The organism is Amycolatopsis cynarae (assembly GCF_026802195.1).
Taxonomy (GTDB): domain Bacteria; phylum Actinomycetota; class Actinomycetes; order Mycobacteriales; family Pseudonocardiaceae; genus Amycolatopsis_E; species Amycolatopsis_E rhizosphaerae.
The window spans coordinates 6,759,780-6,780,639 of the sequence record NZ_CP113836.1 but is presented as its reverse complement, the minus strand read 5'-3'; the positions used below and the strand labels follow the sequence as shown (position 1 = coordinate 6,780,639).

The 20,860-nt window shown below is 67.8% G+C and carries 21 protein-coding genes and 1 tRNA gene; 7 read left to right on the top strand and 15 right to left on the bottom strand.

Going from position 1 to position 20,860, the window contains the following annotated elements; translation table 11 throughout:
* The first annotated feature begins 17 nt into the window (after nucleotides 1–17).
* From recF to ORV05_RS32800, 6 genes are all read left to right on the top strand, one after another.
* Nucleotides 18–1,172 carry a DNA replication/repair protein RecF gene (recF, locus tag ORV05_RS32825; protein WP_268755761.1) on the top strand — a complete coding sequence of 385 codons (1,155 nt, stop codon included), beginning with the start codon at nucleotides 18–20 and terminating at the stop codon, nucleotides 1,170–1,172.
* Nucleotides 1,173–1,422: 250 nt separating this feature from the next.
* Nucleotides 1,423–1,950 (top strand): DciA family protein, encoded by a 528-nt coding sequence (locus tag ORV05_RS32820; protein WP_268760002.1) that lies wholly within the window; start codon nucleotides 1,423–1,425, stop codon nucleotides 1,948–1,950.
* Between the two features lie 209 nt (nucleotides 1,951–2,159).
* On the top strand, nucleotides 2,160–4,127 hold the full coding sequence (gene gyrB / locus ORV05_RS32815; protein ID WP_268755760.1) for a DNA topoisomerase (ATP-hydrolyzing) subunit B: 1,968 nt from the start codon (nucleotides 2,160–2,162) through the stop codon (nucleotides 4,125–4,127).
* A 64-nt stretch (nucleotides 4,128–4,191) separates the two neighbouring features.
* Nucleotides 4,192–6,726 carry a DNA gyrase subunit A gene (gene gyrA / locus ORV05_RS32810; protein ID WP_268755759.1) on the top strand — a complete coding sequence of 845 codons (2,535 nt, stop codon included), beginning with the start codon at nucleotides 4,192–4,194 and terminating at the stop codon, nucleotides 6,724–6,726.
* Nucleotides 6,727–6,737: 11 nt separating this feature from the next.
* Nucleotides 6,738–7,457, top strand: coding sequence for a DUF3566 domain-containing protein (locus ORV05_RS32805; RefSeq protein WP_268755758.1), 720 nt, complete (start codon nucleotides 6,738–6,740; stop codon nucleotides 7,455–7,457).
* Nucleotides 7,458–7,487: 30 nt separating this feature from the next.
* Nucleotides 7,488–7,561: transfer RNA gene (locus tag ORV05_RS32800), tRNA-Ile, on the top strand.
* A gap of 89 nt (nucleotides 7,562–7,650) precedes the next feature.
* Here the strand turns inward: ORV05_RS32800 and ORV05_RS32795 are convergent.
* From ORV05_RS32795 to ORV05_RS32725, 15 genes are all read right to left on the bottom strand, one after another.
* Complete coding sequence (locus ORV05_RS32795; RefSeq protein WP_268755757.1) at nucleotides 7,651–8,799, bottom strand: tyrosine-type recombinase/integrase; 1,149 nt, start codon at nucleotides 8,797–8,799, stop codon at nucleotides 7,651–7,653.
* The gene (locus ORV05_RS32790; protein WP_268755756.1) at nucleotides 8,783–8,995 is read right to left on the bottom strand and encodes a helix-turn-helix domain-containing protein; all 213 of its coding nucleotides are present in this window, start codon (nucleotides 8,993–8,995) and stop codon (nucleotides 8,783–8,785) included. Before ORV05_RS32790 ends, ORV05_RS32795 begins: the two co-directional genes overlap by 17 nt.
* A gap of 65 nt (nucleotides 8,996–9,060) precedes the next feature.
* The gene (locus tag ORV05_RS32785) at nucleotides 9,061–10,113 is read right to left on the bottom strand and encodes an AAA family ATPase (protein ID WP_268755755.1); all 1,053 of its coding nucleotides are present in this window, start codon (nucleotides 10,111–10,113) and stop codon (nucleotides 9,061–9,063) included.
* A 29-nt stretch (nucleotides 10,114–10,142) separates the two neighbouring features.
* Complete coding sequence (locus ORV05_RS32780; RefSeq protein WP_268755754.1) at nucleotides 10,143–11,087, bottom strand: bifunctional DNA primase/polymerase; 945 nt, start codon at nucleotides 11,085–11,087, stop codon at nucleotides 10,143–10,145.
* 468 nt (nucleotides 11,088–11,555) lie between these two features.
* Nucleotides 11,556–13,802, bottom strand: a complete 2,247-nt coding sequence (locus tag ORV05_RS32775) for an FtsK/SpoIIIE domain-containing protein (protein WP_268755753.1) — start codon at nucleotides 13,800–13,802, stop codon at nucleotides 11,556–11,558.
* Nucleotides 13,799–14,767 carry a conjugal transfer protein TraI gene (locus tag ORV05_RS32770; RefSeq protein WP_268755752.1) on the bottom strand — a complete coding sequence of 323 codons (969 nt, stop codon included), beginning with the start codon at nucleotides 14,765–14,767 and terminating at the stop codon, nucleotides 13,799–13,801. The genes ORV05_RS32775 and ORV05_RS32770 overlap by 4 nt, the downstream gene beginning before the upstream one ends.
* Complete coding sequence (locus tag ORV05_RS32765) at nucleotides 14,764–15,081, bottom strand: hypothetical protein (RefSeq protein WP_268755751.1); 318 nt, start codon at nucleotides 15,079–15,081, stop codon at nucleotides 14,764–14,766. Before ORV05_RS32765 ends, ORV05_RS32770 begins: the two co-directional genes overlap by 4 nt.
* The gene (locus ORV05_RS32760; protein ID WP_268755750.1) at nucleotides 15,068–15,322 is read right to left on the bottom strand and encodes a hypothetical protein; all 255 of its coding nucleotides are present in this window, start codon (nucleotides 15,320–15,322) and stop codon (nucleotides 15,068–15,070) included. Before ORV05_RS32760 ends, ORV05_RS32765 begins: the two co-directional genes overlap by 14 nt.
* On the bottom strand, nucleotides 15,322–15,498 hold the full coding sequence (locus tag ORV05_RS32755) for a hypothetical protein (RefSeq protein ID WP_268755749.1): 177 nt from the start codon (nucleotides 15,496–15,498) through the stop codon (nucleotides 15,322–15,324). The genes ORV05_RS32760 and ORV05_RS32755 overlap by 1 nt, the downstream gene beginning before the upstream one ends.
* Nucleotides 15,495–15,929, bottom strand: coding sequence for an RRQRL motif-containing zinc-binding protein (locus ORV05_RS32750; RefSeq protein WP_268755748.1), 435 nt, complete (start codon nucleotides 15,927–15,929; stop codon nucleotides 15,495–15,497). Before ORV05_RS32750 ends, ORV05_RS32755 begins: the two co-directional genes overlap by 4 nt.
* Nucleotides 15,926–16,240: a hypothetical protein gene (locus ORV05_RS32745; RefSeq protein WP_268755747.1), complete on the bottom strand. Its 315-nt coding sequence runs from the start codon at nucleotides 16,238–16,240 to the stop codon at nucleotides 15,926–15,928. Before ORV05_RS32745 ends, ORV05_RS32750 begins: the two co-directional genes overlap by 4 nt.
* 8 nt (nucleotides 16,241–16,248) lie before the next feature.
* Complete coding sequence (locus ORV05_RS32740; protein ID WP_268755746.1) at nucleotides 16,249–17,124, bottom strand: hypothetical protein; 876 nt, start codon at nucleotides 17,122–17,124, stop codon at nucleotides 16,249–16,251.
* A gap of 13 nt (nucleotides 17,125–17,137) precedes the next feature.
* Nucleotides 17,138–17,488 (bottom strand): HIT family protein, encoded by a 351-nt coding sequence (locus ORV05_RS32735; RefSeq protein WP_268755745.1) that lies wholly within the window; start codon nucleotides 17,486–17,488, stop codon nucleotides 17,138–17,140.
* A 5-nt stretch (nucleotides 17,489–17,493) separates the two neighbouring features.
* On the bottom strand, nucleotides 17,494–18,294 hold the full coding sequence (locus tag ORV05_RS32730; RefSeq protein ID WP_268755744.1) for a DUF4097 family beta strand repeat-containing protein: 801 nt from the start codon (nucleotides 18,292–18,294) through the stop codon (nucleotides 17,494–17,496).
* Nucleotides 18,294–18,599, bottom strand: coding sequence for a hypothetical protein (locus tag ORV05_RS32725; RefSeq protein WP_268755743.1), 306 nt, complete (start codon nucleotides 18,597–18,599; stop codon nucleotides 18,294–18,296). Before ORV05_RS32725 ends, ORV05_RS32730 begins: the two co-directional genes overlap by 1 nt.
* 130 nt (nucleotides 18,600–18,729) lie before the next feature.
* On the opposite strand from ORV05_RS32725, the gene ORV05_RS32720 reads away from it, so the two are divergent.
* Nucleotides 18,730–19,542 (top strand): GntR family transcriptional regulator, encoded by an 813-nt coding sequence (locus tag ORV05_RS32720; RefSeq protein ID WP_268755742.1) that lies wholly within the window; start codon nucleotides 18,730–18,732, stop codon nucleotides 19,540–19,542.
* Nucleotides 19,543–20,860 lie beyond the last annotated feature (1,318 nt).

Sequence of the window (20,860 nt, the reverse complement as noted above, 5' to 3'; positions counted from 1 at the left end):
GCGCACCGCCGAGAGTCATGCATCTGAGACACCTCCAGGTCACCGACTTCCGTTCCTGGGAGCATGCCGACCTGCCGCTGACCCCGGGGGCGACCGTGCTGGTCGGCCCCAACGGGCGCGGGAAGACCAACCTGCTCGAGGCGATCGGGTATCTCGCCACCCTCGGTTCACACCGGGTGGCGACCGATGCACCGCTGGTCCGGCACGGTTGCGAGCGTGCGCTGGTGCGCGCCGCCGTGGTCAATGAGGACCGCGAACTGACGATCGAACTCGAGATCACCCCGGGCAAGGCCAATCGTGCCCGGGTCAACCGGGGGGCGGTCGGCAAGCCCCGCGACATCCTCGGGATCCTGCGGACGGTGCTGTTCTCTCCCGAGGACCTCGCGCTGGTGCGTGGCGACCCCGGTGAGCGGCGGCGGTTTCTCGACGAACTGCTGGTGTTGCGCGCCCCGCGCTGGGCCGGGGTGCGTGCCGACTACGAACGGGTGCTGCGCCAGCGCAACGCGCTGCTGAAAACGGCGGGCAAGAGGAAAGGAGCGCGAGAGGATCCGTATGCGCTTTCCACCCTCGAGGTCTGGGACAACCACCTGGCCTCGGTGGGGGCCCAGCTACTGGCGGCCCGGCTCGACCTGGTCGCCGATCTCGCGCCGTACACCGCCGCCGCCTATGCCGGGGTCGCACCCGACTCGCGGCCGGCCAGGATCTCCTATCGGTCGAGTCTCGGGGAGGCGCTTCCCGACGGGTACGGCGTGCCAGGCGGTGAACGAGCCGATTCCGAGCGGTTGAGCGGTATCCTGGTCGAGGCGCTGTCGGAGGTGCGGCAGGCCGAACTCGAGCGCGGGGTGAGCCTGGTCGGGCCCCATCGTGACGAGCTCGAGCTGGTTCTCGGCGAGGCGCCGGCCAAGGGATATGCCAGTCATGGCGAGTCCTGGTCGTTCGCACTCGCGTTGCGGCTGGGTTCCTACGAACTGCTGCGCGGCGAGACCGGGGAGCCGGTCCTGCTGCTGGATGACGTGTTCGCCGAGTTGGACAAGCGTCGGCGAAGCAGACTGGCCGAGGTGGCGGCCAGCGCCGAACAGGTGCTGGTGACGGCCGCGGTGGATGAGGACGTGCCCGAGGAGTTGACGGGAACGCGGTTCTCGATCTCGAACGGGGAGGTCAAGCGTGTCTGAGAGGGCACATGGACCATCGAGGTCGCGCTCGAAGTCACCGTGGGAGGAACGATCGTTGGTGACCGGCGCCACAGAAGTTACCCACCGATCTGGGGATAAGTCTGTGGATAGTGTGGATAACACGGTGACTGGGTTATCGCGGGAGGTAGTCAAGCCGCCGAATGGGTCGGCCGTGACACCCGATCGGGAGCCCCAAAGGGGTGTCGAACCGAACCCGAACACTCTATCGGTCACGGAGGGTGACCTTCCGCTGGGGGTGGAGCAGTCGCTGTCGGGCCGCGACCTGGCGAGGTCGGCGCTGGCCGCCGCGCGGGCCAAGGCGCAGGCCCGGGGCGCGGAGCCCGGGGTGCGCAAGCGCGCCAAGGCCACCGACTTCACCCAGAACCCCCGGCGCCGCCGCTGGTCCGGTTCCGGCGCCGATCCCCGCGATCCCCAGCCGCTGGGCCGGCTGGTCTCCCGACTTTCGGCCGAGCGGGGCTGGGGGGCGCGGCTCGCCGACGGCCAGGTGTTCGGCCAGTGGGCCCGGCTGGTCGGGGAAGAGGTGGCCGAGCACGCGCAGCCCGTCTCGCTGAAGGACGGGGAGCTCACCGTGCAGACCAGTTCCACCGCCTGGGCCACGCAGCTCCGCCTGCTCCAGGGGCAGCTGCTCACGAAGATCGCGGCCGCGGTCGGGAACGGCGTGGTGAAGCGGATGCGGATCCATGGGCCGACGGCACCGAGCTGGCGCAAGGGGGCCAGACACGTACCCGGCCGAGGCCCCCGTGACACCTATGGCTGAGTAGGGCTCGTCGACGCTTGACAAGCCGACACTGAACGCGCCCTGATGCCTCGACCTAACGCAGGCCCACCTCGGCACCCATCCGGATCCGAATTCGTGGCTCTGTGACGAAACTAGAGGTGTCCTTGCCGTATGTCAGCGCACCTGGGCAAGTAGAATGAAGAGGGGAGTGGGGATCCCTTGGGCGAGACTGAGGAGAAAGCAGGCCTGTGGCAGCGAAGCAGAACGACTACAACGCATCCTCCATCACCGTGCTCGAGGGGCTCGAAGCCGTCCGGAAGCGCCCCGGTATGTACATCGGTTCGACCGGTGAGCGTGGTCTCCATCACCTGATCCAAGAAGTGGTGGACAACTCGGTCGACGAGGCGATGGCCGGGTTCGCGACCAGGGTAGAGGTGACCCTGCTCGCCGACGGCGGCGTCCGCGTGGTCGACAACGGCCGGGGCATTCCCGTCGAGGAACACCCGGTGCACAAGAAGTCGACGCTGGAGATCGTGCACACCGTGCTGCACGCGGGTGGCAAGTTCGACAGTGAGAGCTACGCCGTCTCCGGTGGCCTGCACGGCGTCGGCGTGTCCGTGGTGAACGCGCTGTCCACCGCGCTCGAGGTGGAGGTCTGCCGCGAGGGGAAGATCTGGCAGCAGCGGTACGACCACTCGGAGCCGGGGGAGCTGAAGGAACTCGGCGAAACCGACAGGACCGGTACCACCACCACGTTCTGGGCCGACCCCGACATCTTCGAGACCACCACCTACAACGCCGAGACTGTGGCGCGCCGGCTCCAGGAAATGGCCTTTCTCAACAAGGGCCTCACCATCGTGCTGCGCGACGAGCGGGTGTCCGAGGAGGAGGCGGAGACCGACGCCGTCGGCCATCAGGCCCGGGTGAAGGAACGCACCTATTACTACCCCGGCGGTCTGGAGGACTTCGTCCGCCACATCAACGCCAGCAAGGAACCCATCCACAGCAGCGTGATCTCGTTCGACGCCAAGGGCGACGGGCTCGAGGTCGAAGTCGCGATGCAGTGGAACAACTCCTTCACCGCGTCGGTGCACACCTTCGCCAACACGATCAACACGCACGAGGGCGGCACGCACGAAGAGGGTTTCCGTGCCGCGCTGACCCGTGTGGTCAACGCGTACGCCCGGGACAAGAAGCTACTCAAGGAGAAGGACGAGAACCTCTCCGGTGAGGACGTGCGCGAGGGCCTCGCGGCCATCGTGTCGATCAAGCTCGCCGAGCCGCAGTTCGAGGGCCAGACGAAGACCAAGCTGGGCAACAGCGAGGCGAAGTCCTTCGTGCAGACGAAGACGAACGAGTGGCTGGCCGACTGGTTCGAGCGCAACCCCACCGAGGCCAGGACGATCATCAACAAGTCGGTGTCCAGCGCGCAGGCCCGCATGGCCGCGCGGCGTGCGCGGGATCTCGTGCGCCGCAAGGGTGCGATGGACATCGGCGGCCTGCCGGGCAAGTTGAAGGACTGCCAGTCCACCAACCCGGAGGAGTGCGAGCTCTACATCGTGGAGGGCGACTCCGCGGGCGGTTCGGCCAAGGAAGGCCGCGAGTCGAGGTTCCAGGCGATCCTGCCCCTCCGCGGAAAGATCATCAACGTGGAGAAGGCCCGCATCGACCGGGTGCTCAAGAACACCGAGGTCCAGTCGCTGATCACCGCGATGGGCACCGGGATCCACGACGACTTCGACCTGTCGAAGCTGCGTTACCACAAGATCGTGCTGATGGCGGACGCCGATGTGGACGGTCAGCACATCCGGACGCTGCTGCTGACCCTGTTGTTCCGGTTCATGCCGCAGCTCATCGAGCACGGCCACGTGTACCTCGCCTGCCCGCCACTGTACAAGATCAAGTGGCCGCGGTCCGAACCGGAATACGCCTACTCCGACAAGGAGAGGGACGGCCTCATCGCCGCCGGCGTGCAGGCCGGGCGCAAGCTGCCCAAGGACGACGCGATCCAGCGGTACAAGGGTCTCGGTGAAATGAACGCCGAGGAACTGTGGGAGACCACGATGGACCCGGCGCGCCGCCTGCTGCTGCAGGTCACCCTGGACGACGCGGCGGCCGCCGACGAGTTGTTCAGCGTGCTGATGGGCGAGGACGTGGAAGCCCGCCGTTCGTTCATCACCCGCAACGCCAAGGACGTCCGCTTCCTCGACGTGTAGCCGCTACCCGCCGCGCCACCGTCCATAGCGGACACACACCCAGCTTTTCCACGAGAAGGACACGATGACGGAAACCTTGCCACCGGAGCACGACCGCACGGAACCGGTCGACATCCAGCAGGAGATGCAGCGCTCCTACATCGACTACGCGATGAGCGTGATCGTGTCGCGGGCGCTGCCGGACGTGCGTGACGGCCTCAAGCCGGTGCACCGCCGCGTGCTCTACTCGATGTACGACTCGGGTTTCCGGCCGGATCGCGGGTACAACAAGTGCTCACGGGTGGTCGGCGACGTGATGGGCAACTACCACCCGCACGGTGACACGGCGATCTACGACGCACTCGTGCGACTGGCCCAGCCCTGGTCGATGCGCTACCCGCTCATCGACGGCCAGGGCAACTTCGGTTCTCCCGGCAACGATCCGGCCGCCGCCATGCGGTACACCGAATCGCGGCTGGACCCGCTGGCCATGGAGATGCTGCGGGAGATCGAAGAGGAGACCGTCGATTTCTCGGACAACTACGACGGCCGCACGCAGGAGCCGGACGTCCTGCCGGCCCGCATTCCCAACCTGCTGGTCAACGGCACTTCGGGGATCGCGGTCGGCATGGCGACCAACATCCCGCCGCACAACCTCCGCGAGGTTTCGGAGGGCGTGATCTGGGCGCTGGACAACCCGGAGGCGAGTGAGGACGAACTTCTCGCGGCTCTGCTGCAGCGCGTCAAGGGGCCGGACTTTCCGACCAAGGGCCTGATCCTCGGCACCTCCGGCATCCAGGACGCCTACCGCACCGGCCGCGGCTCGATCCGGATGCGCGCGGTGGTCGAGGTCGAGGAGGACGTCAGGGGCCGCACCACCCTGGTCGTCACCGAACTCCCGTACCAGGTCAACCCGGACAACCTGGTGGAGAACATCGCGAGCCTCGTCCGCGACGGCAAGCTCACCGGGATCTCCGACATCGCCGACGAGTCGAACAGCCGCCGCGGTATGCGCATCGTGATCACGCTGAAGCGCGACGCGGTGGCGAAGGTCGTGCTGAACAACCTCTACAAGCACACCCAGCTGCAGTACAACTTCGGCGTCAACATGCTCGCCCTGGTCGACGGCGTGCCGCGCACGCTCCGGCTCGACCAGGTGGTGCGGCACTACATCAAGCACCAGATCGAGGTCATCGTCCGGCGCACCCGGTACCGGCTGCGCAAGGCCGAGGAACGGGCCCACATCCTGCGCGGCCTGGTCAAGGCGCTGGACATGCTGGACGAGGTGATCGCGCTGATCCGCCGGTCGCCGACGGTCGACGAGGCCAGGACCGGCCTGATCGAACTGCTCGAGATCGACGAGATCCAGGCGACCGCGATCCTCGACATGCAGCTGCGCCGGCTGGCCGCACTGGAACGTCAGAAGATCATCGACGAACTGGCCGAGATCGAGGCGAAGATCGCCGATTTCCGGGACATCCTGGACCGGCCCGAGCGGCAGCGGCAGATCGTCAAGGACGAGCTGACCGAGATCGTCGAGAAGTACGGAGACGACCGGCGCACCCAGATCATCCCGTTCGACGGCGAGGTCTCGATCGAGGACCTGATCGCCGTCGAGGACGTGGTCGTCACGATCACGCGGACCGGCTACGCCAAGCGCACCAAGACCGATCTCTACCGCTCGCAGAAGCGGGGCGGCAAGGGTGTCCAGGGCGCACAGCTCAAGCAGGACGACATCGTGCAGCACTTCTTCGTGTGCTCCACGCACGACTGGATCCTGTTCTTCACGAACAAGGGCCGGGTGTACCGCGCGAAGGCCTACGAGCTGCCCGAAGCCAACCGCAGCGCGCGGGGCCAGCACGTGGCCAACCTGCTGGCGTTCCAGCCGGACGAAACGATCGCGCAGGTCATCCAGATCCGCGACTACGAGGCGGCACCGTACCTCGTGCTCGCCACCCAGCGCGGGCTGGTGAAGAAGACCAAGCTCAGCGAGTTCGACTCGAACCGCTCGGGCGGGCTCATCGCGATCAACCTGCGCGAAGGCGACGAACTGGTCGGTGCGGTGCTGGCAGGCCCCGAGGAAGACCTCCTGCTCGTCTCGGCCGAAGGGCAGTCCATCCGCTTCCACGCCACCGACGAGGCGCTTCGCCCGATGGGCAGGCCCGCCTCCGGGGTGCTCGGCATGCGGTTCAACGACGGTGACGAGCTGCTCGCGCTCAACGTCGTCAAGCCCGACACGTTCCTGCTGGTCGCGACCGACGGCGGGTACGCGAAGCGCACGGACATCGAGGACTACCCGGTGCAGGGCCGCGGCGGGAAGGGCGTGCTGACCATCCAGCACGACACCAAGCGTGGCAGGCTGGTGGGGGCGCTCGTGGTCGAAGTCGACGACGAGCTCTACGCCATCACCTCCAGCGGCGGTGTGATCCGGACCGCCGCCGAGCAGGTGCGCAAAGCGGGCCGGCAGACGAAGGGCGTCCGATTGATCAACCTCGGCGAAGGCACGACGCTGCTCGCCGTGGCGCGCAACGCGGACGAGCCCTCGGACGTCGGTAATGGTGACGACAATGGAGGAGACGACACCGGTGCGCAGGTCGATCAGCCCGACAGCGCCGGGTAAGGACTGAGTGAGTGACTTCGCCCGAGACTCCGGAAACATCCACGACCAACGGTGAGCCGGCCACGCCACCGTGGCAGCGGCTGAGCAAGGACACACCCGACGATTCCGCCAAGGATGCCAACGCGAACGCCGATGCGCCCACGCAGTGGCTTCCGGGCGGCCAGGCCGGGGAAAGTGTGTTGTACTCGGATACGGACGGTGCCGAGCGGCCGGTGGTGACCGGTACCGCGGCCAAGGGGATGTTCGGCAACCCCGGCGGGCCGTCCGAGGACACGTCGGGGCTGAAGGGGCAGGAAGCAGTGAGCGTCGCCGGCACCGGGACCAAGCGCGCCACACCCAGTGCCCTGCGCCGTCCCGGCCGGGGGCCCCGGCGCGCGAGTCTGCAGGTCAAGCGGGTCGACCCGTGGTCGGTGCTGAAGCTGTCGCTGGTCCTCGGCGTCGCGTTGTTCTTCGTCTGGCTGGTCGCGGTCGGCGTGCTCTACACCGTGCTGGACGGCATGGGCGTGTGGGACAAGCTGAACGGCACCTACTCGTCGCTGGTCTCCGGGGACGCCGGCAACGCGCCCGCGGAACCGTTGATCAGCGCCGGGCGCGTGTTCGGCATCGCCGCGATCCTCGGCGCGATCAACATCGTGCTGCTCTCGGCCCTGGCCACGGTCAGCGCGTTCATCTACAACGTGTCCGCTGACCTGGCCGGAGGCCTTGAAGTGACCCTGGCTGAACGGGAGTAGAGGACATCCTGTAGTCTTCTGTCGTTCCCGGGGCCCATAGCTCAGGCGGTTAGAGCGCTTCGCTGATAACGAAGAGGTCGGAGGTTCAAGTCCTCCTGGGCCCACAGCAGATCAGGCCCCGTCTCCCAATCAAGGGAAACGGGGCCTGAGCGTCATTCTGGGCGACATTGCCGCCAGATCTGGTGTCGGCAGGTCAGCTTGCGAAGATCCGATCCATCGCTTCGGCGCCATGCTCGATGACCGGCCGGAGTTGGTGCCGGTAGACCAGCTCGGTGACGGCCGTCCCGTTGTGGCCCATCAGTCGCGAGATCTGCTCAATCGGTACGCCGCTATCGGACAGCAGTGAGACGAAGCTGTGCCGTAGCTCGCGGGGCGTCCAGTCCTTCGCGTTCAGCCCAGCCTTCTCGGCCACCTTCCGGAAGGCGCGGCGGACGTTGGCCGCGTCGAGCTCGGTGCCGACCGCCGACGAGAACACCAGGTCGTTTTCCTGCCATCGCTCCCGCGCTAGGGTCCGCATGAAGTCCTGCTTGACCTGGTGCGCCTTCAGGGCCTCGACACAGCGCCGAGGGAGGGCGAGCGAGCGCCGAGACTTCCGGGTCTTCGTGTCGCCATGCTCTCGCACCGACCGCCACACCCTCATGTGCGGCGGGATGGGCGGTGTGGCGTCCGGCTTACCGACCAGGTCCACGTGCGACCAGGTCAGGGCCCGCATTTCCTCGGTCCGTGCTCCGGTGAGCAGCGACACCACGATGTAGGCGCGCATGGGCGTGCCTTCTGCGGCCGTCAGCACCGCCTCCGCCTGCTCCAAGGTCAGCGACTTGGACGGGCGTCCGGGCCGTCCCTCCGGGATCTCGCACAGCAGCACGACGTTACGACGAACCTTCTCCCGCTTCTGGGCCCGCGCGACGGCGCGCCGGAGCACGGAGAGGACCTCTCGGAGCGATCGCGTGGACAGGACCTCGGCCTTTACGGCTAGCCACCGGTCCACCTCCTCAGCCGTCAGCTCACGAAGTTTCCGCGCCCCGAGCTCAGGGATGATGTGGGTGTTCGCCAGGATGGTCAGCTTCTCAACCGTGCCGATGCTCCGGCGAGGCAGACCGAACTCCAGGAAGTCGCGCACCGCTTGGGCGACCGTGTAGCGCCGGTCCTCGGCGATGCCGTCTTCGAGGTCCTTGAAGAGTTCCTTGAGCTTGTTCTTCGCCTCGGTCTTGGACTTCGCGTATGCCCTCCGCGTCCGGCGCTTTCCGCCTGCGGTGTATCCCACCGTGATTTCAGCGCGCCAGCGCTGCCGGGATTCCTCCCAGAACAGGCCCCCGTCACCGTTGCTACGCTGCTTGGCCATTCATGACCTCCGATTCGTTGATGAGGAGTTGGACGTAGTCGCTGATCGCCTGGGCAGGGATAAGGCGGGCCCGGCCTTGCTTGACTGAGAGCAAGCGTCCGGTGCGGATCTGCTCGTAGAGGGCGGAGCGGCTCATGGAGAGCAGGCGCATGGCCTCGGTGATGCGGTAGAGCTGCCGGTCAGGCAGGGTGTCCATCGCGTTCCTCCTTCGCTCCTCGGGGCGGGCGGGTGTGACAGTGGGGTGGGGTGTCACAGGAGGTGTCACAGGTGTTCTCCCTGGTCAGGGGCGGTTGAGTGACGGAGTGACAGGTGTGACAGTTCGGAGGTGTCCGTGGTGTCACTGCCCTGGTCGGGCGGGAAGTAGGTGCCGCCGGGCGCGGCGCGGAGCTGGCCGTCCTTGGCCATGCGGGCGAGGGTCTGCCGGACGGTGCCGGGGTTGAGCTGCAGCGCTTCGGCGATGGCGGCGGGTTTCTGGCCGGGGTAGTCGCGCACGAACCGGGTGATGAGGGTTCGGGTGTCGTGCATCTGGTAGTCGGTGGCGGGGCCGTCGAGCTTGGTCCAGGCCCCGGAGTTCGCATCGAAGCTCATGGCGTATTCGGCCTCTTCGACGTCACGCCCGGTCACGTGCAGGACCCCGTCCGCTTGGCCCCGGGAGCGCTTGAGCACCAACGTGGCATCCACGGCGCCCGTCAACCCGTTGGTGCCCGACACCATGTCCTGGAAGTCCTCGGCGGCCTGCTTGCGGACGTGGTGGATGAGCAGGAACGGGACGCCGTAGTGGTCGGCGAGGGTTTTGAACCGGACGGCGGCGGCGTAGTCGGCGGCGTAGGCGGACATGCCTGAGGGGTCGGCGCCGCGCATCTTGGCGAACGTGTCGATGATGACCAGCCGGGCGTGCGGGTTCTCCTCCAGCCACTCGCACAGCAGGGCTTCGCCACCATGGGACATGGTGGGGCAGGCGGTTTCGAGGGTGAGCAGGGGCGCGGCCCGGCCCCCGGCCGCGAGCATCTGGCGGCGCCGCCGTTGCAAGCGGCGCCCGGTGTCTTCTAGGGCGCAGTAGAGCACCGGTCCGCGTTCGACGTCGATGGTGCCGAGGGCGGGGTCACCGTTGGCGATGGCAGCGCCGAGGCCCAAGCTCAGCCAGGACTTACCGAGCTTGGGCGCCCCCGCCAACAGGTTCAGGCCTTCACAGAGCAGGCCGGGCACTGCCCACCGGGGCTCAGGGAAGTCCACGGCCATGAGTTCGGCGTCGGTCCACCGGGTCCGCCGTTGCGGTTGGTCGGGGACCGGTGCGAGGGCGCGGGGTGCGGGCATGGTGTGTCCCTCCAGTCTGGTCGGGGTGGTCAGGCGATGCGGCGGGGCCGGTTGCGCCCGGCGCGGAGGCCGGAGGCGATGGTTTGCCGGGCTTGGTGCTGGCTGTAGGCGCCTTCGCTGATGTGCCGCGAGGCGGCGGTCAGCAGCACCTGTTCGTGCTCGGCCTCGGTGAGGGCGCCCCCGGCCACGAGTTGCCCGAGGGCCAGGGCGGCGGCGTAGAGGGTGGCGTTGCGCTGGCTCTTGGTCGCGTTGTGGACTTTGGCGGCCTCGGCGCGGATGGCGGCGTCGAGGTAGCGGGACCGGCCCACGGTGGGCCGGATCGGGGCGACAGGGGCCGGGGGTGGCGGGGCCGGGGTGAGCCGCTCGACCAGCCACCCGGGCAGCGGGGCGGGGTCCTGGGCGGACAGGTAGTCGTAGGCGCTGCCGTCCACGATCGACCCGGCCGCGACGACGTAGCCGCCCCACGCACGGGTGTCGATCTTCCAGCCGAGTCCGTTGCCACGGTCGCCCGCGGTGCAGCGCAAGGTGACCCCGTCGGGCGCCTGAAAATACAGGTGCAGTCCCCCGGAGGGGGTCCGAACCGTGAGCGTGTCCCCGGGCACGGGCTGTCCGGCCTGCTCGGCGACGATGGCGAGCACGTCTTCCCCTCGGGTGGCATTGTGGCGTGCCCACTCCGGGCGCATGGTCTCCCCGGGCTTGAGGGTGTCCAGGTCGAGCACGCACAGCCCGGACGGCCCAGTGGCCAACCCAACGTTGTAGGGGGCGCGGGACCAGGCGGCGCGGATGCGGTCGGGGTCGAGGGTGGCGCGCTGCTCCCACCCCTGGTGTCCTTCGGTGCAAGGGCCGGTGCCGGGGCAGGCGGCGTGACCGTGCAGGGCCGGTTGCTTGGCCCCAGGGCGGAGCGGGAAGACGTGCCAACCGCGCTCGGCGGCGGCGAGGGCGGCGGCGAGCAGGCGTGTTGTGTGCGGGTGCATCGGTGATGTTCCCTTCGGGGCTGGTGACTGCCGGGCCGCCCGGAGGCGGGTCAACGGGCGGCCCGGCAGAGCAGGTGGGTTACTTGGTGGCGCAGACCGAGCACATGACCTGCCCGGCCGGGACGGGGCGGCCACAGCCACCCGCGCAGGTGGCGACGAGCGCGGCGATCAGGCGAGCGATTCGGGTCTTCACCAGTCCTCCAAATGTGACTGTGAGTGACGGCATGTGGGCGTGACGGGCCATGGCGATCACCTCGGGTCGGTGTCGTCCGGTGGGTTAGGTTGTGGGGTTAGGTCGCCGGAGTCGGGTTAGGTTTCTAACCCGGCGGGTTAGGTCGGCTAGTGTGGCGCTGGCCTGCGGAAAGTTAGGTGGGTTAGGTGGGTTAGGCCCGCGCCGTGGCCCTGTTTCCGGCCCTGGAATCGGGGGTTTGCGGCGGGGTGTGGCCGGGCCTAACCCGGAGATGTGGGCTACTCGTCGTCGTCCAGGTCGGCCGTCGCCGCGACCGCGAGCGCTTCACGGATAGTGACCGGGTCGATGGGGTAGCGGTTCTTCGAGCTGGGCACCTTGACCCCCAGCATCGCCAGCTCGGCGCACAGTCGGGTGCCGGTGAGACCCTGGTAGGGCGGCCAGTCGGGGTCCAGGGCGGAGAGCAGGGGCGCGACCCGGGCGGCGGGAACAGGGTCGTTGCCCAGCACCTCGTCCAGGTCTTCGAGCAAGTCTCGCTGCTTGCCCGGCTCGATCTCGCGCACCGGCCGGTCGCCGCCGGGCAGGCCCCGTCCGGCGTCCTCGATCGCGGCGAGGGACCGTTCGATGATCGGGGTGACCTGGTCGTTGTCGCGGGCCACGTCCAGGAAGTAGACCTGCACGATGTCGCTGCGTTCTCCGGTGAAGCCCTTCACCACGGCGGTGCCCTTGTCCGTGCCGGGGATCAGTTCGGTGGCGCGGTGTCCGGCAGCGTAGGCGCCCTGCCCGAGCAGCGCGTCATTGGCCACGTGGTCGCCCACGGCGAAGGCAATGCCGTTGGAGCAGTTGCGGGTGACGTCGCGGGGCATGGAGTCCTTGGTCGGGGCCTGGGTGGAGACGATGAGGTGAATGCCGCGCTTACGGCCCAACCGCACGATGTCCACCAGGAGCTTGGAGATCTCCTTGCCGTACTTGGGGTGCTGGATGGCGACGTGCGCTTCTTCGAGCAGGCAGAACAGCGGGTGCAGCCCGACGTTCTTGCTGGCCAGCTCGCGGGTGACCGCGGGCACCTCGAACTTGATCAGCAGTTCCCCGCGGGCCTGTACTTCGGCGTGCAGTTCCCGCAGGTCGGCCAGGATCTGGGCGATCTTCTCGTCTTCGGCGCCCATGACGTAGCGGGAGCAGCGGGGCTTGAACGCCTCGAAGTCGAAGTTCGCGTCCGGCACGTAGATCCGGAGTTCAGCCGTGGGGTCCAGGGCGGCCCCGGCCATGATGACCCGCGCCGCGGAGGACTTGCCCTGGCCGGGCATGCCGCCGGTGATGGTGTTGCGCTCCATCAGCGGTGCGACCAGCGGGTTTCCCCGCAGGGTCTTGCCGAAGGGCACTCCCTTGAACACGTCCACCGCACCATCGGTGAGCAGCGGATACGGCCCGGCACCCTCGGCCAGGGCGCCCTTGTCGGCCACCCACAGGTCCAGGATTCCGGCCTCGGACCCGGTGGTGGGCCACACCTCCTTCGCCAGGCGGTGCAGACCGGTGGCCAGGTCGGCGCGGCGGCGGGCGATCTTCTCCGCGGTGACCCCGGCAGGGAGGCGGATCACGGCGTGCGTGCCGCGCCCATCCGCGCGCGCGGTGGTCAGGTACTGCAAGGGCAGGCCCTGCTTGAGGTAGGCGTTGATCTGCGGAATCCGCAGCGCCTCCAAAGCGCGCGCGATCGTGGTTTCGTCGATGGCCGCATCCATGTCCGCCTCCCGCGCGGTGGCCAGCCAGGCCGGCGCCTGGCCGCGGCGGCGGCCCTCCCGGTAGGCGGCGAGCAGCACGAACGCGGGAAGCGCCATCACGAACGGGGTCCACGCCACGGCGATGGAGGTGAAGATCCATCGCATGGCGGCGAGCACCCCGGAGATCACCTTCACGAACTCGCCGGACCCGGAGAGCTGCACGAACAGCCCCACCAGCAGGGTCAAGGCCACACACCCGGCCAGGCTGCCCAGGATGACCTTGGAGACTCCCCAGGCGATCTTGGGCAGGTCCATCAGCCGCTTATGGCGGCGTTCGGCGGAGGCTTCCTTGCGCTCGGTCCACTCCGCCAGCGCCTCCCGGTCACCCATCGCCTCGGCGGCCTTGATCTGGCGCCGGTAGACACCCATGGTCGAGGCGTCCCACGCCCGCCGCCCCCAGGACTCCACCCCCTGCAAGGTGGTCACCCCGGCAGCCAGCAGGGTTTTCCCCGCAGTCTTGGTGTGCTGGTGCGTGGCCACGGTGCGCACACCCCGAGCCACGGTCACGATGTCACGCCGGTAACCCTGGTAGCGGGCCAGGCGCTTGGCCTGCTGGAGACGGTGCCAGTCCTCATCACTGACCAGTTCCGCCTCCACCACCTCGGTGTCCATCGGGGTCGGGGCCGCGTCGGGGTGACGCTGGGGCAGGTAGTGCACCTCGGCCAGCTCCTCACCCGGGGTGGGTTGGTCGCGGGTGTCCATGGTGGGGTCCTCCACGGTCGGCGGGGTGGTGTTGTGGTGGTCGCTCACGCCGCACCTCGCAGGGCGTCACGAACGTGGCGGGCGTCGTCCATGCCGCACCCGAGGGCGGCCCGGACCTTGTTCGCCGAGGGCTCGGTCGGCAGCCGCCCGGCGCGGATCAGCTCCCGTGCACGCTCCACCAGCGCCCGCGCCGCGCCGGTCGCGGCGGCGGGTGCGGTGGGCGTATTTGCCCTGTACGTAAGGGGGGTAACCCCCTCACCGGCCCCCGCCGGGCGGGCGTGGTCGAGTTCGGCGAAAGCGCGCCAGATGATCGGCAGAGCGGTCACGACGGCGACCGCGACCACCGGTCCGAGCAGGTGCAGCACCAGCCCGGAGACGGTGAAATGCGGCGCGGTCCAGGGCAGGTGTGGCCAGGCGTTCATGCCCAGGGTCAGGCCGAGGAACAGGGCCTCAATCTTGCGCAGGGTGGGGTGATCCAGCGGGCGGCCCCGGGTGGCCAGGAACGCCCGCGCGGCCACCACGGTGAGCAGCGCCAGGGACAGGAACGGCTCGACAAGCCACGCGAAGCACCAGGACGGAGACCAGGCGGGCGCGCCCTCGGCGGCGAAGACCTGCACCCCGGCGGTAGACCAGCCAAGGGCGAGCGTGAGCGCCACGAACGCGGCCACGGTCAGCACCAGCCGCCACCGGGCGGCCTGCCACGCCAGCAGTGCCGGGGACTGCGCGAGGGCGTGCAGCCGGGCGGCCTGCTGGCCCTGCTTACGGCGGCGGCGCACCTTCGGCGACTCCACCAGCAACGGCGCCTCGTCGTCCTGCAACGCCAGCAGTCGGTGCGCCTCGGCCACCTCAGCGCGCAGCGTGGCCACACGCTTGGTCTCCCCCTGCACCGGCTCGACCACCCGGGCGGACCCGGGGTCGGTCGGGGCGTGGGTAGCCAGGTGCTGTTCCAGCTCGGTCAGGCCGCGCTGGACCTCGTCGGGGGTGGGCTCAGGGAACGGGGTCGTCGTGCTCATCGGGTCACCTCCTGGCCCGGCTTGTGGCCGGTGCGGTTGTGGTGGTGGATGCGGTACTCGTGCACGGCCCACAGCAGCGCCACCAGCCCGGACACGGTGGCCCACCAGGGCGACACCGTGAGCGCCAGCAGCGACGGCACCGTGACACCGGCGACCTCGCCCAGGTGGTAGCCCAGCCACGACACCGACCGGGCCGTACGGGTCGGGCCACCGGTCATCGCCTCGACCTCGGCCGCGGGCGGGGTGCTGGCCCGCACCAGCGAAGCGGGTGTGCTGTCCTGTGTGGACATGCGGCGGGGATCAGGCGTGGACACGAAACGCCTCCTCTCCAACGGTGTTGGTGTGGGGGTAGAAGTCGTTCACCGGACGGCGGGGGCTGGTGCTGGCCTGCCGGGTCGCGTAGCGATCCAGGCGACCCAAGGCCACTGCCAGCACAGCCGCGGCCAACACCAGCGGGATACGGATCAGGTGCAGTGCCAGGAACAGCAGCAGCGCGGCGGCGAAGCGGAGCAGCGCGAGCGTGCCGTAACGGGCCAGGACCTCGAATATCGACATCAGTGGCCACCGCCGGAGAAGATCACCGACAGGGCGTGCATCACGGCGGCGATGGCGTCTCGGGCCTGGTAGGGGTGCTTGACCGCCCACACGATCAGCGCGAGGAACACCAGGCCCCACAACACCTTCCGCAACGTGTTCTTCTGCGGAACGACCGGAAAACCAGCCTTGCTCATGCCGCCACCCCCGCGCCCTGCTCGGTGTCCTCGCTGTTCTCGCACTCCCAGCACTCTCTTGTGCTGGTCGGCATGTAGTAGCCGACATCCCGGCCGCAGGTCCGACAGGTGCGGCGTGCGGCCAGCGCCTTGTCCAGCGCGGCCCGCCGAGCCGCGGTCATCGGCCGCACCGGCTTGGCCTCGCTGATCAGGTACAGGTTCGCGAAGACCTTCTTGCAGGCCGCGCGGTTGCGGAAGTAGAGCACCGCCACCGGGTCCTGCCCGCCCGGGCGAAGACCCATCGCCCGCAACTGCCGCCGCGTGGCCAGCTTGTCCCGAGGGGCGATGCCCCATGACAAGAGGACAACACCCTCGAACATGCCCCGGGTGAACTCCGGCTGGTCCGACCACGGCACCGGCCGCAGGTCCCAGGGGTACCGGCGCCCGCTCACCGCGCCTCCCCCCGCAACTCGGCCTCCAGCGACTCAGAGACCGCGCGGAGCCGGTCCAGGTCGCTGGTGCCAGCCAGCACGCTGTCCATGGCATCGAGCAGGAAGCCGTACGCGACCGGGTACCGCGCGCCCGGGTCACGCAGGCACTTACGCATCTGTTCGCTCAAGACCACCTTGCGAGGCGCGTCTACCATCGGGTTCCTTCCCTTCGAGTCCTCTGCTGTCTGGTTGGGAAGCCCCGGCCCGGCGGTCAGGTTCTTGGCGGGACGTGCCGCCGGGCTGGGGTCATCAGTGATCAGGAATCGGGTCATGCGGGGCCTCACAGGCTGGCCGCGTAGGTCTCGACCGAGGTGCGGGCGGCGGACACCAGGCCCATGACCTGGTCCAAGGACTCCCGCAGCTGCGCGTAGATGCCGAGGGCTTCCTGTGCGGCGGCCTGGTTGCTGCCTTCGGCGACCTGGTGGAGCTGGCCGCGGATCTGGTCGGTGTCCTGGCTGGCCTGGGCCAGCGCGGCGAAGACGTTTTCCGCCTGCTGGTTGGTGGCGGCGAGGATGGCGCGGATCTCGTCGACGTGGGACACGGGTGTTCCTCCAGTGGTGTTGTTGGTGGTGTTGTGGTGCGGTGCTGGCCGCCCGGTGGCGGCCGTGGTGTTGGTGTCAGGGCGGGGTGCGGGACGGCAGTGCTCGGGCACCTCGTAACCGGCGTGAGTGATGAGCAGGCGGGCGTAGTGCTGGTAGAGGGCCGCCACCCGGGGGTCGGCATCGGTTTTGGTCCACCACAGCGGATCGCCGACCAGGGACGGGTCCCCGCCCGTGAGGTAGTTGTTGAACATCTCGTGGGTGCGCCGCCAAGCCAGCGACACGGGAAGCCCGTGGACTCGCTGGTACTCCTCGACGAGCGCGGACGGGTTGGGGCGACGGCCGAGAATGTCCAGAACCGATCCGTCCGGTACGGACACCGCACTGTGCACGAGCTTCCAGCCGGTGTCGGGGTAGCAGAGCTTGACCCCGACGATGTCCCAACCGGTCATGCAGCTGATCGCCCCCGCCAGCCAATGGCATCTGGACTGCGAGAAAAACTCCATCTCGCTCGGTCCGATCTGCCCGGCCGTGAGCGTGAAGTCGGTCGTGCCAGAGGTCGTGCCGCCCGGGAGGTAGAGACGCACGCTGCCCGCGAAGTCCTGGTCCAACCGCATGACGTCGCCCCCTTCAGCGGACCGCAGGGGTCCACGGCAGCGGCAGCGCGTCACCCTCGACACGCGGCACCACATGAACGTGCAGGTGCCACTGGGTCTGGGTGGCCGCGGCGCCTTTACTGGTGATCACGTTGCACGCGGGCAGCTCGGCCGCCAGCTCGGCGGCGCGCGCCATGGTGCGGGCCGACACCGCCGGGTTCACCCCGACATCCGCGACGTGCGTGCGGGGGATCACCAGCACATGGCCAGCAGTGACGCCGCCGAGTGGCTGGATCGCGATCGTGTCCGACCAGGTCCGCACCACCGTGGCCGGTGCCGTCCCCGCGACAATCGTGCAGAAAACGCACTCCTTCAGTACGGTCATCGGGGTCACCAGCCCCGGCGGTTGCGGGTACGGCCGGACACCGTGCGGGTGTCCGCATCGACCTCGACCCCCGCGTCGGCGGTGACGGTCACGTCACCGGAAACCGCAGCGGCGCGGACGATGGAGGCGCGCACCGCGTGCACGGTGATGTCACCGGAGACGGTGCGGACCTCGGCGCGGCCGGCCAGGGCGCGCACGGTCACGTCCCCGGACACGGCGTTGACTCGCACCGCGTCCGCGCTGGCGATCCGCACATCCCCCGAGGTCGTGCGAACCTCGGCCACCTCGGCGCGCTCGATCCGGACATCCCCCGACACGCTGCTGGTCTCGACCCGGGGCAGCGGCCCGTGTGTGGTGACATCTCCGCTTTGGGTGGCCACCTCGATCTCCGAGCCGAGCGGCAGGCGCACGATCACGCGCATCCCTCGACCACCGTTGATGATCGTGGTGCCCTGACCGCCGATCACCTGGCCGTTGACGATGGTCACCCCACTGCCAATCACCATCCCCGTCACGGAGCCGGTCACCGTGCCACCCGACACGATCACCGAACCGCCGGAACGGATCACCGTCATGCTGTTCCCGCCCGCCCCGTTCCGGGGCACCCGGACAACGAACCGCTTGCCCCTGGACTCGGCCGTGGCGTTCTCGATCAGGCGGGCGGTTTCGGCGTCGCGAGGGTCGACCGGCTCCAGCGTCACCTCCGCGGTGTGCCGCTCCTCGGCGTGGACCTCGACCGTGACGGCGCTATCGGCCTCCACCATCGCCTGAACCGGGCCGCTGCTGGTGTGGGTCAGCGTGCGCATCACGCGGCCTCCCCGTACTCCGGCCCGACACTGTCCAAGCGAACCGTCAAGGACCGCAGCAATGTGGTTTCGTCCCTGCGGCGCAACCGGCGCGCGGACCGCTGGTCCGTGAGGTCCCGCGATACCCGGAACGTCTCGATGCGCTCAGCGGCGATCCACTCGCGCTCCGCTTCCTCGATTAGCGCATCGATCTCGGCGGTTTCGGCAGCCATCGCCTCATCGCGCGCCACGGCGGAAATATCCTCATCTACCAGTGGAAACAGCGCTTCGAGCGCTTCCAGGCTGGTGATCCGTCCGGTACCCATCTCGCATCCTTCCCGTGCTAGACCATCCTTCCCGGGATGGTTGGGAAGAGTGTTGCCGAAGGTCTCGCAAGATGTCAAGACCTTCCCGGGATGCTTTGTGCGTTCCGTGACAGCGTGCGAGCATGCACTTGTGCCAGCAGACGTGAAGGAGGTGGCCGCCCGACTCCGGGCCGCCATCAAGGCGGGCGAGCTGAAGCCAGGGACTCGCCTGCCGACGAATGAGAAGTTGCGCGAGAGGTTCGGCGCGGGGAAGAACACGATTTCCTCAGCCATCCAGCTGCTCAAGGGTGAAGGACTGCTGAGCGGCGTCGGGGGCGGACCCGTACACGTCCGCGTGATTCCCACGACTAGCAATCGCTCCAACGAGCGGTATCACGTGGAGAAGGAGCTTGCGAGGGCCCCCGAGGAGGTACGAAGGCGAAACGGTGTTGCCGAGCTTGATTCATCCGTGTCTGTTGCTCAGCTGAGTAAAGACACTGCAACGTACGAAGTGGTAAACCCTTCGTCGGATGTCGCAGAGGTTTTAGGTATCTCTGAATCCGACTATGTACTCCGCAGAACCTATCTCCGGCAGCATCGTGAGGGCGAGGGGTTCAGTCGCACCTTTTCGTATATCCCGTACGAAATAGTCAGGGACTATCCGCCACTACTTGACGCGAACAATGAGCCTTGGCCTGGCGGAACTCTTCATCAGCTCTACACTGCTGGGGTCGAGGTTGCAAAAATAGTCGATCACGTATCGGCTCGGATGCCAACGGATGAGGAAATCAAACTCTACGACATCCCGTTTGGGGTTCCCGTAATACCGATTAGGAAGGTGAGTTACGATACGAATGGCCGAGCAGTGGAGGTTATGGACATTTTGACTCCGGCGGACCGTCTGTCGCTCACCTACGTCACACCCTTGAAAAAGTGGGAGGACTCTCCGCATGGCGACTGTTAGTGTGCTTACTGTCATCACGGCCGTGCATAGCGGGGGGTACCAGCATCTCCGCGAGGCTTACGAGTCTCTGGTTGGGCAAGAAATGCCACCGGGGTGGGAATGGGAGTGGTGTCTCCAAGAGGACGGAGATAGCGGAGAGCCCTTTTCAGTACTCCCCGATGATCCGCGAATTTCGAAGGGGACATCCCTCCCAGGACGCGCGGCAGTTGCACGGACGATGGCGCTTTCTCGTGCAAGGGGCACACTGACGCGCACTTTGGATGCGGACGACGTTCTTTTGCCTGGTGCCCTCATGCGCGATATCGAGGTGTTGAGCCGGGTCGCGTGGTGCACCTCTGCCTGCCTGGATCTTTTGTCGGACGGCAGTACGGCGCCAGGGCCATATGATCCGCCAGCGGGTAGGTTTCCGGACGGCTATTTGCTGAAGAGCCACGAAGAAGGACGGTTTCCGGTCCAAGCGAACACTTTCGCTGCTCGCACTGACCTTATCTGGGCTTTAGGGGGATGGAGCGCATTGACGGGCGGTGAAACGATAGCTCTCGTCTTGGCTGCCGACGCTGTCGCTGATGGAGAATTCATATCGGAGCCGAGCTTGCTCTATCGGAAGCACGGTCAGCAGACGACGGCTGATAGTCGATACTGGGAGGACGACGAACACAGAGCACGCATGGAAATGGCGGCGAAGCGGGCCAGGGCGATCAGGAAGTTCGGTTGGAGATACGCCGCTGACGAACTTGACTTGGATGAGTGCAACGCCGCTGAAGTTCGCAGGCTGGCGACTCCGCCCGAGGAACGGCAGGCTGAGGCGATGGGGCGCTTGTTCGGGTCGTAGGCGGCGCTGCGTGGCCGGTCCGGGGAGTCACACCGGGGCGCATCCCGGAACTGTCACACCTGTCACTCTGTCACTCAACCGGTCCTGACCTGCGGAAACGGGTGTGACAGGGGAGTGACACCGGGGTGTGACAGTAGTTCCCCACACTAATTTCCTGTCACAGCGTCACGGACGGCTGAAACAGTAGGGGGGCACTAAGCAGCCCCCTACTGTTTCAGCCGTCCTTTTTCCCAGGTCAGAGCATTGGGGAGGGCGGCAAAGTGAGCGACAACGACCCCGTAGAAGGACGGACGTCCGCGGACGCCCACGGACGCCACTGGCCAGCGCGAACGTCCTGCAGAGCGAGCTAGGGAAGTCGTGATCTTGGCCTGATAACGAAGAGGTCGGAGGTTCAAGTCCTCCTGGGCCCACCGAGGTCAAAGCCCGTTTCCCGATCATGGGAAACGGGCTTTCGTCGGTTATGGGTGACTAGCGCCTGAAGTGCCG

Bases quoted from the DNA above. Each gene is read 5' to 3' on its own strand.
- ORV05_RS32735 (WP_268755745.1), bottom strand. From the start codon at position 17,488: ATGACCGTACTGAAGGAGTGCGTTTTCTGCACGATTGTCGCGGGGACG.
- ORV05_RS32790 (WP_268755756.1), bottom strand. From the start codon at position 8,995: ATGGACACCCTGCCTGACCGGCAGCTCTACCGCATCACCGAGGCCATG.
- gyrA (WP_268755759.1), top strand. From the start codon at position 4,192: ATGACGGAAACCTTGCCACCGGAGCACGACCGCACGGAACCGGTCGAC.
- ORV05_RS32745 (WP_268755747.1), bottom strand. From the start codon at position 16,240: ATGACCCGATTCCTGATCACTGATGACCCCAGCCCGGCGGCACGTCCC.
- ORV05_RS32730 (WP_268755744.1), bottom strand. From the start codon at position 18,294: ATGCGCACGCTGACCCACACCAGCAGCGGCCCGGTTCAGGCGATGGTG.
- ORV05_RS32725 (WP_268755743.1), bottom strand. From the start codon at position 18,599: ATGGGTACCGGACGGATCACCAGCCTGGAAGCGCTCGAAGCGCTGTTT.
- ORV05_RS32755 (WP_268755749.1), bottom strand. From the start codon at position 15,498: ATGAGCAAGGCTGGTTTTCCGGTCGTTCCGCAGAAGAACACGTTGCGG.
- ORV05_RS32785 (WP_268755755.1), bottom strand. From the start codon at position 10,113: ATGCCCGCACCCCGCGCCCTCGCACCGGTCCCCGACCAACCGCAACGG.
- ORV05_RS32740 (WP_268755746.1), bottom strand. From the start codon at position 17,124: ATGCGGTTGGACCAGGACTTCGCGGGCAGCGTGCGTCTCTACCTCCCG.
- ORV05_RS32760 (WP_268755750.1), bottom strand. From the start codon at position 15,322: ATGTCGATATTCGAGGTCCTGGCCCGTTACGGCACGCTCGCGCTGCTC.
- recF (WP_268755761.1), top strand. From the start codon at position 18: ATGCATCTGAGACACCTCCAGGTCACCGACTTCCGTTCCTGGGAGCAT.
- ORV05_RS32795 (WP_268755757.1), bottom strand. From the start codon at position 8,799: ATGGCCAAGCAGCGTAGCAACGGTGACGGGGGCCTGTTCTGGGAGGAA.
- ORV05_RS32770 (WP_268755752.1), bottom strand. From the start codon at position 14,767: ATGAGCACGACGACCCCGTTCCCTGAGCCCACCCCCGACGAGGTCCAG.
- ORV05_RS32780 (WP_268755754.1), bottom strand. From the start codon at position 11,087: ATGCACCCGCACACAACACGCCTGCTCGCCGCCGCCCTCGCCGCCGCC.